General features: G+C 68.6%; 10 protein-coding genes. 8 read left to right on the forward strand and 2 right to left on the reverse strand.

Annotated features, from left to right (window positions below):
• Positions 1 to 54 precede the first annotated feature (54 nt).
• Entirely contained in the window at positions 55 to 1035 is a 981-nt protein-coding gene (locus IEZ09_RS08025) for an ABC transporter substrate-binding protein (protein ID WP_189252947.1), read from the reverse strand.
• Positions 1036 to 1235: 200 nt separating this feature from the next.
• Between IEZ09_RS08025 and IEZ09_RS08030 the strand changes: the two genes are divergently transcribed.
• The 6 genes from IEZ09_RS08030 (at position 1236) to araA (ending at position 10330) form a co-directional block, all read left to right on the forward strand.
• Positions 1236 to 3713: an alpha-L-arabinofuranosidase family protein gene (locus IEZ09_RS08030; RefSeq protein ID WP_189252948.1), complete on the forward strand. Its 2478-nt coding sequence runs from the start codon at positions 1236 to 1238 to the stop codon at positions 3711 to 3713.
• On the forward strand, positions 3710 to 5149 hold the full coding sequence (locus tag IEZ09_RS08035; RefSeq protein WP_189252949.1) for a family 43 glycosylhydrolase: 1440 nt from the start codon (positions 3710 to 3712) through the stop codon (positions 5147 to 5149). Before IEZ09_RS08030 ends, IEZ09_RS08035 begins: the two co-directional genes overlap by 4 nt.
• An 83-nt stretch (positions 5150 to 5232) precedes the next feature.
• Positions 5233 to 6246 (forward strand): LacI family DNA-binding transcriptional regulator, encoded by a 1014-nt coding sequence (locus IEZ09_RS08040; RefSeq protein ID WP_229812336.1) that lies wholly within the window; start codon positions 5233 to 5235, stop codon positions 6244 to 6246.
• Between the two features lie 222 nt (positions 6247 to 6468).
• Positions 6469 to 8151, forward strand: a complete 1683-nt coding sequence (gene araB / locus IEZ09_RS08045; protein ID WP_229812337.1) for a ribulokinase — start codon at positions 6469 to 6471, stop codon at positions 8149 to 8151.
• Positions 8151 to 8804: an L-ribulose-5-phosphate 4-epimerase gene (locus IEZ09_RS08050; RefSeq protein ID WP_189252950.1), complete on the forward strand. Its 654-nt coding sequence runs from the start codon at positions 8151 to 8153 to the stop codon at positions 8802 to 8804. Before araB ends, IEZ09_RS08050 begins: the two co-directional genes overlap by 1 nt.
• A 17-nt stretch (positions 8805 to 8821) precedes the next feature.
• Positions 8822 to 10330, forward strand: a complete 1509-nt coding sequence (gene araA / locus IEZ09_RS08055) for an L-arabinose isomerase (protein ID WP_189252951.1) — start codon at positions 8822 to 8824, stop codon at positions 10328 to 10330.
• On the opposite strand, the gene IEZ09_RS08060 is transcribed toward araA, so the two are convergent.
• Positions 10300 to 11079 (reverse strand): alpha/beta fold hydrolase, encoded by a 780-nt coding sequence (locus tag IEZ09_RS08060; RefSeq protein WP_229812338.1) that lies wholly within the window; start codon positions 11077 to 11079, stop codon positions 10300 to 10302. The two genes, araA and IEZ09_RS08060, sit on opposite strands and share 31 nt — an antisense overlap.
• 246 nt (positions 11080 to 11325) lie before the next feature.
• Between IEZ09_RS08060 and IEZ09_RS08065 the strand changes: the two genes are divergently transcribed.
• On the forward strand, positions 11326 to 12099 hold the full coding sequence (locus tag IEZ09_RS08065; protein WP_229812339.1) for a hypothetical protein: 774 nt from the start codon (positions 11326 to 11328) through the stop codon (positions 12097 to 12099).
• Between the two features lie 182 nt (positions 12100 to 12281).
• Positions 12282 to 14264, forward strand: coding sequence for an RICIN domain-containing protein (locus tag IEZ09_RS08070; RefSeq protein ID WP_189252954.1), 1983 nt, complete (start codon positions 12282 to 12284; stop codon positions 14262 to 14264).
• Positions 14265 to 14280 lie beyond the last annotated feature (16 nt).

The following is a 14280-nucleotide window of genomic DNA, read 5'->3' on the forward strand; positions in this document are numbered from 1 at the left end:
GACCCGCCGCCGGATGCGCGAGAGAACGGCGGGCCCCGCAGTCAGTGGGTGAGATCAGTACTGGCGCTGGGGGAGCGCGGCCTTCGCCTGCTCCTGCGTGAACGTGCCCTCGACGGTCACGACCCTCGCCGGCACCTCCTCGCCCTTGACGACCTTCTTCGCCAGCTCCATCAACTGCTTGCCCAGCAACGGGTTGCACTCGACGATGAAGTTGATCTCGCCGTTGGCCAGTGCGGTCATGCCGTCCTTCACCGCGTCCACGGTGATGATCTTGATGTCCTTGCCGGGCACCTTGCCGGCCGCCTTGATCGCCTCGATCGCGCCCAGGCCCATGTCGTCGTTGTGCGCGTAGACGACGTCGATCTTCGGCTGGGACTTGAGGAAGGCCTCCATGACCTGCTTGCCGCCGGAGCGGGTGAAGTCACCGGTCTGCGAGGCCACGACCTTGATGTCGGGCTTGGCGGCGATCTTCTCCTCGAAGCCCTTCTTGCGGTCGATCGCGGGCGCGGCACCGGTGGTGCCCTGCAGCTCGACGACGTTCGTCGGGCCGTTGACGTTCTGGACCAGCCAGTCGCCGGCCTTGCGGCCCTCCTCGACGAAGTCCGAGCCGAGGAACGTCTTGTACAGCGACGTGTCGTCCGAGTCGATCGCGCGGTCGGTGAGGATCACCGGGATGTTGGCGCGCTTGGCCTCCAGCAGGACGGTGTCCCAGCCGGTCTCGACGACCGGGCTGAACGCGATCACGTCGACCTTCTGCTGGATGTAGGACCTGATGGCCTTGATCTGGTTCTCCTGCTTCTGCTGAGCGTCGGAGAACTTCAGGTCGATCCCGGCGGCCTTGGCCTCGTCCTGGATCGACTTGGTGTTCGCGGTGCGCCAGCCGCTCTCGGCGCCCACCTGGGCGAAGCCCATCGTGATGGTGTCGCCGGACGAGCCGTTGCCGGTGCCGGAGCCGGCACCGCCAGAACCAGAGCCGCACGCTGCCAGCGCGCACAGCGCGATCACGCTGGCGGCTGTCGTGATCTTCTTCAGCACAGGGATTCCTCCGAGGTGACTACGGTGTCGCGGAGCCCGGCCGCGTGTCCGCGGCTGTCAGGTGGACAACAGTGAACGCTCACATCCGTCTCGTCAAGCGTTTGACCATAACGACTTGTCACCGTTGACCGGCGCGAGGCCCAGCCGTATGTTAGCGCTCACTTTTGTACTGAACTTCCAACGTCGGGAGCTCAAACCCCATGTCCCCCAGGCACGTTCTGCTGTCCGCCGCTCTGGCGGCCTCCCTGCTGGCAGTCGTCCCCGGTTCGGGAACCGCGGCTGAAACGGACTACACGCTCAAGGTCGACACCTCGAAAAAGGGCGCGTCGATCGACGACACCATGTACGGCGTCTTCTTCGAGGACATCAACCGGGCGGCTGACGGCGGCCTGTACGCCGAGCTGGTGCAGAACCGCTCGTTCGAGTACGACCAGGCCGACAACGCGTCGTACAACGGCCTGACCTCGTGGGCACCACACAGCGGCACCGTAGACGTGGCCGACGACGACGGCCGGATGAACGAGCGCAACCGGCGCTACCTCAAGCTCGGCCTGCCCGCCGGTGTCATCAATTCGGGTTACAACAGCGGTATCGCGGTCCAGGAGGGCCAGCGCTACGACTTCTCCGTCTGGGCCCGCACCGACCAGGCCGCCACGCCGGTGACCGCGACCATCACCGATCCGGCCGGCAACCCTCTGGGTGACCCGGTGAAGATCCAGGTCAAGGGCGACGGCTGGACCCGCTACACCGGCACGGTCCGCGCGAAGAAGTCGACGACGACCGGCAGGCTGCTCGTCACCGGCGGCGGCACCGGCACCCTGCGCCTCGACATGGTCTCGCTGATGCCGCAGGACACCTTCAAGGGCCACGGCCTGCGCCGCGACCTCGCCGAGAAGATCGCCGCGCTCAAGCCCGGCTTCGTCCGCTTCCCCGGCGGCTGCCTGGTCAACACCGGCAGCCACTACGGCTACGACGCGCCGAACTACGAGCGCCGCCGTTCGTACCAGTGGAAGGACACGATCGGTCCAGTCGAACAGCGCGCCACGAACTGGAACTTCTGGGGCTACAACCAGTCCTACGGCCTCGGCTACTACGAGTACTTCCAGTTCAGCGAGGACATCGGCGCGATGCCGCTGCCGGTCGTGCCCGCGCTGGTCACCGGCTGCGGCCAGAACCGCGCCACGGACGACCCCGCGTTGCTGCAGCGGCACGTCCAGGACACGCTCGACCTGATCGAGTTCGCCAACGGTCCCGCCGACTCCACCTGGGGCCGCAAGCGCGCCGAGATGGGGCATCCCAAGCCGTTCAAGCTCACCCACCTCTCGGTCGGCAACGAGGAGAACCTGCCGGACGAGTTCTTCGCGCGCTTCACCGAGTTCCGCAAGGCGATCAACGCGAAGTACCCGGACATCACCGTCATCAGCAACTCCGGCCCCGACGACACGGGCGGCACGTTCGACCGTCTGTGGCAGCTCAACAAGCAGGCCGGCGTGAAGATGGTCGACGAGCACTACTACAACAGCCCGTCGTGGTTCCTGGAGAACAACAACCGTTACGACTCCTACGACCGCAACGGCCCCAAGGTGTTCCTCGGTGAGTACGCGTCCCTGGACAACAAGTACTTCAACGCGCTGGCCGAAGCCGCGTACATGACCGGGCTCGAACGCAACGCCGACGTCGTGAAGCTGGCCTCGTACGCGCCGCTGCTGTCCAACGAGGACTACGTGCAGTGGAAGCCGGACATGATCTGGTTCAACAACCACGCGTCGTGGGGCTCGGCGAGCTACGAGACGCAGAAGCTGTTCATGAACAACGTCGGTGACGAGGTCGTGCCCAGCACCGCGTCGGCCACGCCCTCCACCCAGGCACCGATCACGGGCGCGATCGGCCTCTCCACCTGGGCGACGGCCGCCACCTACGACGACGTGCGCGTCACCAGCGCATCCGGCCAGCAGCTGTTCAGCGACGACTTCTCCGGCACCGACGCCAAGTGGACGAAGACCGGCAAGGGCAACTGGAACGTCGTCAACGGTGCCTACGTGCAGTCCGACGCGGCCGCCGAGGACACGCTCGTCACCGCGGGCGACAGGAACTGGCACGACTACACGCTGAACCTCAAGGCCACCAAGCAGGCCGGCCGCGAGGGCTTCCTCGTCGCGTTCGGCGTGCGGGACACCGGCAACTTCTACTGGTGGAACCTCGGCGGCTGGAACAACACCCAGTCCGCGGTGGAGAAGGCCGTCGGCGGTGGCAAGAGCACGCTGCTGAGCAACGGCACCCGCATCGAGACCGGCCGCACCTACGACGTGCGGGTCGAGGTGCGCGGACGGCACGTCGAGCTGTTCCTCGACGGCATCAAGTGGGGCGAGTTCACCGACGACAAGGTCGCGGAACCGTTCCGCCAGGTCGTCACCCGCGACCTCGCGACGGGCGAGCTGATCGTCAAGGTCGTCAACGCCCAGGACGCCGCCGCCCGCACCAAGATCGACCTCGGCGTGCCGGTGGCGTCGACCGCGAAGGTCACCGTCCTGCAGGGACGTCCCGACGACGTGAACACCGAGTTCGTCCAGCCCATCAGGCCGCGCACCCAGCAGATCAGCGTGCGCAGCTCGTTCACCCACACGTTCCCGCCGAACTCCGTCACGGTCTTCCGGGTCAAGGACAGGAGCCGCAAGTGATCGACCGCAGATCCCTGCTGCTGGGCACCGGCGGTGTCCTCGCCGCCACCGGGACGCTGTCCCTCGCGGGCTCGGCGGCCGGTGCGGCCGCGCCGGAACCCGCCGCCGAGCTGCCCACCCGCAACCCGCTGGTCGAGCAGCGCGCCGACCCGTTCATCACGCCGCCCACCGACGGCATGTACTACCTGACCGGATCCGTGCCGGAGTACGACCGGATCGTCGTGCGCGGCGCGTCCACGTTGGACGGTCTGAGCTCGGCGCGGGAGCGGACCATCTGGCGTCGCCCCGCGTCCGGCAAGATGGGCGGTTACATCTGGGCTCCGGAACTGCACCGCATCGACGGCAAGTGGTACATCTACTTCGCCGCGGGGGACAAGGACGAACCGTTCCGCATCCGCACGTACGTCCTGGAGTCCCCGAACCCCGACCCGCGCGAGAGCGGCTGGGTGCTGCGCGGCCAGATGATCACCCATCTGGACACGTTCACACTGGACGCCACGACGTTCGCGCACCGCGGCAAGCGCTACTTCCTGTGGGCGCAGAACGACCCGGCCGTCGGCTCCGGCACCAACCTCTACATCGCCGAGATGGCCTCGCCGCTGGCGCTGAAGACCGCGCCCGTGCGGATCGCGACGCCGACGCTGTCGTGGGAGGTGCAGGGGTTCCGGGTGAACGAGGGCCCCGCGGTGCTGATCCGCAACGGCCGCGTGTTCGTCACGTTCTCCGCGAGCGCCACCGACGCCCGCTACTGCATGGGCCTGTTGACCGCCGACGAGAACGCGAACCTGCTCGACGCGCGGTCGTGGACGAAGTCGCCGCAGCCGATCTTCGCCACCCACGCGCCGACGTCGCAGTACGGGCCGGGGCACAACTCGTTCACCACGGTCGGCGACATGGACGTGCTGGTCTACCACGCCCGCGACTACCGCGACATCAACGGTGACCCCCTGTTCGACCCGAACCGGCACACCCGCGTGCAGCGGCTGCACTGGAACGACGACGGCACGCCGAGCTTCGGCGTCCCCGTCGGCGAGGGTGGCCCGATCTCGCGCCTGACCACTCTGGACGGGCTGCACGTGCGGCACTACGAGTACCGGCTGCGGGTCGACGGCAACGTCCGCGAGCTGGCCGACTCGCAGTTCCGGTTCGTGCCGGGCTTCCTCGGCACCGGCACGGTCGCCCTGCAGTCGGTCAACTTCCCCGACCGGTACGTGCGGGTGGACGGTGACGTCGTCCGCATCGACCCGTTCGAGGACTCCGACGCCTACGGCCGGGCGGCGAGTTTCCGGCGCGTTCCCGGCCTCGCCGACGGCAAGGCGATTTCGTTGAATGTTGGAGCAGATTCTTATCTCATTCACGATCGGGGCAGACTGGTGGCCGGCAGACCCGGTACCGACCGCGACGCGCGCCGACGTGCGACGTTCCGGCTCGAATAAGGGTCACAATGGGCGTGCAGAACCAAGGCTGACGGGTGTTATCGCTAACATCATCGGTCTAGACCAAGGATCGGAGATTGTTCGTGGACCAGAAGACCACGCGTGACCCCGCGATGACCGACGTCGCCCGCCTCGCCGGGGTGTCGCACCAGACGGTCTCGCGCGTCCTCAACGATCACCCGAACGTCCGCGAGCAGACCCGTCTGCGGGTGCGCGCCGCCATCAAGGAGCTGGGCTACCGGCCCAACCGGGCGGCTCGTGCGCTGGTCACGGGCAAGACGCAGCTGATCGGCGTGGTGGCGCAGAACTCGACGCTGTACGGCCCGGCCTCGCTGCTGTCCGCCTTCGAGGAGGCGGCGGGCGAGGCCGGGTTCGCGGTCAGCGTCGGCAGGGTCAAGGTGCTCGACCGTGAGTCGATAGCGGCCGCCGTCGAACGCCACCGCGACCAGCGGGTGGCGGGCATCGTGGTCATCGCGCCGAACTCGTCCGCGGCCGACGCGCTCGCGGACGTGCCCGCCGACCTGCCGCTGGTCACGGTGGACGGCGACCCGGACCGTCCGACGCCACTGGTCACAGTGGACCAGGGCGTCGGCGCGTACGACGCCACCACGCACCTCCTGCAGGCGGGGCACGAGACGGTGTGGCACGTCTCCGGCCCGACCGACTGGTTCGACGCGGCCGGTCGCGTGCAGGGCTGGCGCCGGGCGCTGGAGATGCACAACGCGGAGGTGCCGCCCGTCATGGCGGCGGACTGGAGTGCCGCCTCCGGCTACAAGGCCGGGCAGATGCTGGCGCGGATGCCCGAGGTCACCGCGGTGTTCGCGTCGAACGACCACCTCGCGCTCGGCGTGCTGCGGGCGATGCACGAGCGCGGCAGGCGGGTGCCGCACGACGTGAGCGTCGTCGGGTTCGACGACGTGCCGGAGGCGGCGTACTTCATCCCTCCGCTCACGACGGTCCGGCCCGACTTCGCGGCGGTGGCGCGGGAGACGCTCGGCCTGCTGCTCGAGCAGGTGAGCGAGGGCGAGTCGGCGCAGTCGCGGCGGACCATCGCGCCGGTGCTCGTGCAGCGCGAGAGCGTGGCACCGCCGGCCTAGGCGTTCCGCCGCAAGTCCCCTGCGCACCCCCGGCTCGCGATGAAGGGCTCCTTCATCCACTCCAGGTGGATGAAGGAGCCCTTCATCGCGAGCGTTGCCGGCCTCACCGGTCGGGGGCCTTTGTCGTGCGTTCACTCTCTTGCACATACCGGTTCTATCAAGGCTTTCACGTCTCCCCGATCGCATCTTGACGCGCCGAATGTTAGCGATAACACTCAGCTCGTGACTGACAAGACGATCCATCCCGACGCCTGTGTGGTCGGCGTCGACTTCGGCACCCTGTCCGGTCGCGCGGTGGTCGTGCGCGTCCGCGACGGTGTCGAGCTCGGCACCGCCGTGCACGACTACCGCCACGGCGTGGTGGACAGCGTTCTGCCGGTGACGGGCCGGGCCCTGCCGCCGGAGTGGGCGCTGCAGGTGCCGTCCGACTACGTCGACGTCCTGCGGACCGCTGTCCCGCAGGCCGTCGCGAACGCCGGTGTGGCGCCGGAGCTGGTCATCGGCATCGGCACGGACTTCACCGCCTGCACGATGGTTCCGGTGACGGCCGACGGGACGCCGTTGTGCGAGCTGCCGGAGTTCGCCGAGAACCCGCACGCCTACGTCAAGCTGTGGCGGCACCACGCCGCTCAGCCGCAGGCCGACCGCATCAACGAGCTGGCCCGCGACCGCAAGGAGGCGTGGCTCCCGCGCTACGGCGGCCTCATCTCCTCGGAGTGGGAGTTCGCCAAGGGTCTGCAGGTGCTCGAGGAGGCGCCCGAGGTCTACGCGGCGATGGAGCACTGGGTCGAGGCCGCCGACTGGATCGTCTGGCAGCTCACCGGCCAGTACACCCGCAACGCCTGCACCGCGGGCTACAAGGGAATCCACCAGGACGGCGCGTACCCGAGCGAGGAGTTCCTCGCCGAGCTCAACCCGGCGTTCGCGACGTTCGTGGCCGACAAGCTCGACCACCCGCTGTCCGCGCTCGGCGACCGCGCCGGGTCGCTGACCGCACAGGCCGCCGCGTGGACCGGGCTGCCGGAAGGCATCGCCGTCTCGGTCGGCAACGTCGACGCCCACGTCACCGCGCCTGCCGCGCAGGCGGTCGAGCCCGGCCAGATGGTCGCGATCATGGGCACCTCCACGTGCCACGTGATGAGCGGCGACGTGCTGCGCGAGGTTCCCGGCATGTGCGGCGTGGTGGACGGCGGCATCGTGCCGGGCCTCTGGGGTTACGAGGCGGGGCAGAGCGGTGTCGGCGACATCTTCGGCTGGTTCGTGAAGAACCAGGTGCCGCCCGCCTACCACGAGCAGGCGCGGGAACGCGGTATCACCGTGCACGAGCTGCTCACCGAGCTCGCGTCCCGGCAGGCCGTCGGCGAGCACGGGCTGATCGCCCTGGACTGGCACAGCGGCAACAGGTCGGTGCTGGTCGATCACGAACTGTCCGGTGTGGTCATCGGGCAGACGCTGGCCACCCGCGCGGAGGACGTCTACCGCGCGCTGCTGGAAGCCACCGCGTTCGGCACCAGGGTCATCGTGGACACGTTCACCGACGCCGGCGTGCCGGTGACGGAGCTCGTGATCGCGGGCGGGCTGATCAAGAACGAGCTGCTGATGCAGATCTACGCCGACGTGCTCGACCTGCCGCTGTCGGTGATCGGTTCCGCGCAGGGGCCGGCGCTCGGCTCGGCGATGCACGCCGCCGTCGCCGCCGGCGCGTACGAGGACATCCGCGCGGCCGCGGCGGCCATGGGGGCGGTGCGCCGCGACGTCTTCACGCCGATCCCGGAGAACGTCGAGGCCTACGAACGGTTGTTCGTCGACTACCAGGAACTGCACGACCACTTCGGCCGGGGCGGCAACGACGTCATGCGCCGCCTTCGCAAGTACCGCCGTGACGCCCTGGAGGGGAAGAACTGATGTCCGCCACGGCAGAGCTGCGGCGCACGGTCGCCGACCTGCACCGCGAGCTGACCAAGTACGAGCTGGTGATCTGGACCGCGGGCAACGTCTCCGCGCGAGTCCCGGGCCACGACCTGATGGTCATCAAGCCGTCCGGTGTGTCCTATGACGAGCTCGGGCCCGAGGCGATGGTCGTGACCGACCTGCACGGCAATCTCGTGGAGGGCGAGTTCGCCCCCTCGTCGGACACCGCGGCGCACGCGTACGTGTACCGGCACATGCCCGATGTGAACGGTGTCGTGCACACTCATTCCCCTTACGCCACAGCGTGGGCGGCGCGCGGTGAGCCCATCCCGTGCGTGCTGACGATGATCGCGGACGAGTTCGGCGGTGAGATCCCTGTCGGCCCGTTCGCCCTGATCGGCGACGACTCGATCGGCCGCGGCATCGTGGAAACCCTGCGCAACAGCAGGTCCAGCGCCGTGCTGATGCGCAACCACGGCCCGTTCACGATCGGCCCCACCGCACGGGCCGCGGTGAAGTCCGCCGTGATGCTGGAGGACGTCGCGCGCACCGTCCACTTCGCACTCCAGCTCGGCAAGGCCTCCGCCATCGACCAGCAGGACGTCGACCGGCTTTACGAGCGCTACCAGAACGTCTACGGGCAGTGAGCCCACGAGGAGAGCACATGTCGTTCGCGGGCAAGCCGCAGGTCTGGTTCCTCACCGGCAGCCAGCACCTCTACGGTCCTGAGACGCTCGACCAGGTGGCCGCGCAGTCGCAGCAGATCCAGCAGATGCTCGCCGAGTCCGGCCGGATCAGCGCCGAGATCGTGTGGAAGCCGGTGCTCACCGACGCGGCCGCGATCCGCGCGATCATGCAGACGGCGAACAACGACCCGTCGTGCGTCGGCGTGATCGCGTGGATGCACACGTTCTCGCCGGCCAAGATGTGGATCACGGGCCTCGACCTGCTGCGCAAGCCGTTGCTGCACCTGCACACGCAGCTCAACGAGGCGTTGCCGTGGTCCACCATCGACATGGACTTCATGAACCTCAACCAGGCCGCCCACGGCGACCGGGAGTTCGCGTACGTCCAGACGCGCATCGGCGTGGCGCGCAAGACCGTCGCCGGGCACGCCAGCGACCCGAAGCTCGCCGAGCGCATCGACGGCTGGGCGCGTGCCGCGGCCGGGTTCGCGCACCTGAGGTCGTTGCGGCTGGCGCGGTTCGGCGACAACATGCGCGACGTCGCGGTGACCGAGGGCGACAAGGTCGAGGCGGAGCTGCGGTTCGGCGTCTCGGTGAACACCTACGGCGTCAACGACCTCGTCGAGGTGGTGGACGCGGTGTCCGACGCGGACATCGACCTGCTCGTGGCCGACTACGCCGAGGCGTACCGGCTGGCTCCCGAGCTGGCGCGCGGGGGAGACCGGCACGCGTCGCTGCGCTACGCCGCCCGCATCGAGATCGGCCTGCGGTCCTTTTTGGACGACGGCGGCTTCGGCGCGTTCACCACGAACTTCCAGGACCTGGGCGGGCTGCGGCAGCTGCCGGGCCTCGCGGTGCAGCGGCTCATGGCCGACGGCTACGGCTTCGGCGGTGAGGGCGACTGGAAGACGTCGGCGTTGCTCGCCGCGGTGAAGGCCATGGGTGCGGGAACCGGCCGCGGCACCTCGTTCATGGAGGACTACACCTACCACTTCGGACCGGGTGAGCCGAAGGTGCTGGGCGCGCACATGCTGGAGGTGTGCCCGACGATCGCGGACGAGGTGCCGTCCTGCGAGATCCACGCCCTCGGCATCGGCGACCGGGAGGACCCGGTGCGGCTGGTGTTCGACGCGGCACCCGGCCAGGGCGTCGTGATCGGTCTGGCCGACCTCGGCGACCGCTTCCGGTTGGTGGCCAACGAGATCGAGGTCGTCGGCCCGGACGAGCCGCTGCCGAACCTGCCCGTCGCGCGGGCTGTGTGGAAGCCGGCGCCGTCGTTGTCCACGTCCGCCGAGTGCTGGCTCACCGCGGGCGGTCCGCACCACACCGTGCTGACCCAGGCCGTCGGAGCGGAGACGCTGCACGACTTCGCCACGATGGCGGCCACCGAACTGGTGCTGATCGACTCGTCGACCACGCCCGCCCAGTTCGGTGACCGGCTGCGCTGGAACGCGGCCTACCACCGCCTGGCCGCGGGAATGCGCTGACACAGGTCGCGCGCGTAGAACGCGGCGATCCGCTTCCACATCGCGACGGGGTTGGAGTACATCGGGAAGTGCCCGCTGTGCGGGATCTCGGCGAGCTCCACCCCGTTCGCGTCGAGGCTGGGCAGGTACGACAGGGAAGCGCATTCCTCGCCGTACAGGTACATCTTCGGGCACGGCAGCGACAGGAACTTCGGGATGAGGTTGCCGTGGTCGGCCAGTTCGACCATCGAGCGGAAGACGCCGTGCACGATGCCGCGGTGGACTTTGTGCGTGAGGCTTGCCGCGTACAGACCACTCGCGTACTGCGGTGAGCGGCGGGCGTGCTCGGCGAACTGGGCGAGGAAGTCGCCGGGGTCCTGACTCAGCACCTGTCTGCTCAGCAGGCAGTCCTCGGGGCCGAGCGTGCCTTTGATGTTGACGAAGCTGAGCACGCGGCCCGGCTGGCGGTGTGCCAGCAGAAGTGCCGTGAGACCGCCCATCGCGTGCCCCACCAGGTGATACCGCCCGATGCCCGCCCGGTCGAGCACCGCCTGCGCCGTGTCCACGAGGAACGGCACGTCGACAGCCGCGAGGTCGTCGCACCGCGTGGCGCCGCAGCCCGGTGCGTCGTAGGCGAGGAAGGCACGGCCGGAGAAGTCGTGCCGCTGCGTGATGTCGGTGTAGTCCTCCTTGCTCGTGCCGAACCCGTGCAGGAACACGATCGGCTCGTCGTGGCCGCCGCGGCGCACCGCGGCGATCTTGAGGTTCACGCCCTGGACTCTCAGGCGTAGTTGGTCATGCACGGCTCTGTGCCCAGCTGGCATGGCGTCCCCGGATTCTGCGCAGGTGCGGTCTGCGGAAGAGGTCGCCAGCATTGCACTTGCTGTGAGCGCTCACAAGTAGTTGAACCGTTAATCGTCCCGGTCCGTATCCCGCTGTGCCGGCAGATCTCGTCCACTGATTCGTGAGGGTTCGAAATGTCGAGAGCACATGCAAAACCAGAGCGACGCAAGCGCGTGCTCATTGCCGGAATCGCCGTTGCCGCCTCGCTGACCGCCGGTACCGCGATCGCCGCGTTCGCCGCGGGGGAGGGTGGTAACAGTGCTGGTCAGTCGATCGCCTGCCCGAAGCCGGTCGTTCCGGCGGTACCCGCCCAGGCGCAGGCGGAGGTGCAACGCGAACTGGCCAATCTGGACAAGCAGATCGCGGAGGCGAACAACCGGTTGCGCACCTCCGCGGGCGAAGGCGGGCCGAATTTCGTGCAGAACGCGATTCTCGGACCGCTGAAGGACAAGCGGGTCGCGGCGCTGAACCGGATCGAGACCGCCATCGGCCGCGTCGCGGAGAAGCCGGAAGGGCTGGAGCGGTTCGCTCCCTGCGGACTCGGCCAGGCGCCCGCGGTGGCTCCTGCGCCGGCCGGCAACGGCGGCAACAACGCCGGGAACAACGGTGGCAACGCCGGGAACAACGCGGGCAACAACGCCGGCAACGGTTCGTCGGCGTCGGGGAAGACGATCGAGTGCCCGGTGCCGGTGGTGCAGAACGTGCCCGCTCAGGCCAAGGCCGAAGTGGACCGCAACCTGCAGCTCCTCGGCCAGCAGCAGGCGGAGGCGAACGAGCGGCTGCGCACCTCGGCCGGTCAGGGCGGGCCGAACTTCGTGCAGAACGCCATCCTCGGACCGTTGAAGGACAAGCGCGTCGCGACGCTGAACCGGATCGAAACGGCCATCGGCCGGGTCGCCGCGAAGCCGGAAGGGCTGGAACGATTCGCCACCTGTTCGCTCAAGTGACCCTCCTCGGGGTGTGAGCGTCCAGGGCCCGCCTCTCCTCGGGGGTGAGCGTTCCCAGGGTCCTGTCGAACGGACGCGCCACCGTTCGACAGGACCTCAACGCAGGGTGATGGACCCTTGACGCAGCATGAGGTCCTACTGGTAGATGTTAGCGCGCACATCGCCAGTTCGACGGAGAACCGATGACAAGAATCCCTGCCGTTCTCGCCGCTTCGGCACTCGCACTGTCCACAGTGGTGTCCAGCGGCGTGCCCGCTGTGGCCGCCGTGGAATCCGTGACCGTGCGGCCGGATCCGACGTATCAGCACGAACCGTTCCAGGGCTGGGGCACGAGCCTGGTGTGGTTCGCCAACGCCACCGGGGGCTACCCGGACGAGATCCGCAACCAGCTCGCTGAGCTGTTGTTCGGAGAGGAGGGGCTCAACCTCAACATCGCCCGCTACAACATCGGTGGCGGCAACGCTCCTGACGTGCCGCAGTACCTCCGCGCGGGTGCGGCGGTGCCCGGCTGGTGGAAGGCGCCGGAGGGTACCAAGCGCACCGACACCGACTGGTGGAAGCCCGGCGATCCGAGGTTCTTCGACGCGTCGGCCGACCCGCGTCAGCGCTGGTGGGTCGACCGGATCAAGTCGAAGGTCACCAAGTGGGAGGCGTTCAGCAACTCGCCCCCGTGGTTCCAGACCGTCAGCGGGTACGTGTCCGGCGGCTTCGACGCCTCCGCGGACCAGCTGCGCGAGGACCGCATCTCCGACTTCGCCGCGTACCTGACGCAGGCGACCGCCGAGCTGGAACGCGCGCACGGCATCAAGTTCGACACCCTGGATCCGTTCAACGAGCCCAACACCCCGTACTGGAGCACCAAGCTCGGCCCCGACGGCAACCCGACGGGTGGCCGCCAGGAGGGCGCGCACATGAGCCCGGCGCTGCAGGCGAAGGTCGTGCCCGCCGTGGTGGAGGCGCTGCGCGCCAAGCGGTTGAAGGCCGTCGTGTCCGCGCCGGACGAGACCAACCCCGGCATCTTCGCCGACGACTGGGCGGGCTATCCGGCGTCCGTGCGTCAGCAGCTGGGCCAGCTGAACGTTCACACCTACGGCCAGGACCGCCGCACGTCAGCCCGTGACATCGCCAAGGCGGCGGACAAGCCGTTGTGGATGAGCGAGGTCGACGGTTCGTGGGGCAACAGCCAGAACTTCACCGCCATGGACTCCGGTCTGGGCATCGCCGCACGCGTGATCGACGACCTGCGCGAGCTGGAGCCGCGCGCGTGGCTGCTGTGGCAGGCGATCGAGGACTACGACAACATGAAGCCGGGCGGTGAGTCGCCGAACGGCATGAACTGGGGCGTCGTCCAGATCCCGTTCAACTGCGGCCCGCAGGACACGCTCGCGACGTGCCCCGCCCGCGTCAACACGAAGTTCCACACCCTGCGCAACTTCACCCACTACGTGAAGCCCGGCGACCGGCTCGTCAAGGTGAACACCAAGACCGACGTCGCGGCGGTGCGCAACACCGAGCTGAAGACGGTGGTGCACCTCAACCAGTCCGAGCAGCCGCAGTCGGTGACGCTCGACCTGTCGGGCTTCGGCTCGGTGCGGCCGAACGCCTCCGTGCGGCCGATCGTGACGGACATGTTCGGCGCGCTGGTCAAGGGCGCCGCGGTGCGCGTCAAGGACAAGAAGGCGACGCTCACCGTTCCCGCGCGGTCGGTGGTCACGTTCGACATCTCCGGTGTCAGCGGCCTGAACCGCGCCGGCGCGCTGTCCGGCACCTACCGGCTGACCGGTGTGCAGAGCGGCAAGTCCCTTGCGCCGTCGGGCACCTCGCTGGTCCAGCGCACGACCGACGCGGCCGCGCGCGACCAGGTGTGGAAGCTGGAGCGCCGCACGGGCGGTTACGGCAACGACGTCCAGTTCTCCGTGGTCAACGCCGCCACCGGCCAGCGGATCGCCGCTGTGGACGGTAACGCCACGCTGATCTCCACCGACAGTCCTGCTGCCAGGTGGGTGTTGTCGTCCACCGGCGACGACAGCTGGACGTTCGTCAACGTCGCGACCGGATCGCTGCTCGACGTCGTCGGCGAGTCGCGTGAGGACGGAGCCAGAATCGGTTTGTACCACGCGACTTCTGGTGCGAACCAGCGGTGGACAGCTTCTTCGGTCAGATAGCTCGGGAGTGACGACG

Source organism: Lentzea flava (assembly GCF_014648475.1).
GTDB classification, from domain to species: Bacteria; Actinomycetota; Actinomycetes; order Mycobacteriales; family Pseudonocardiaceae; genus Lentzea; species Lentzea flava.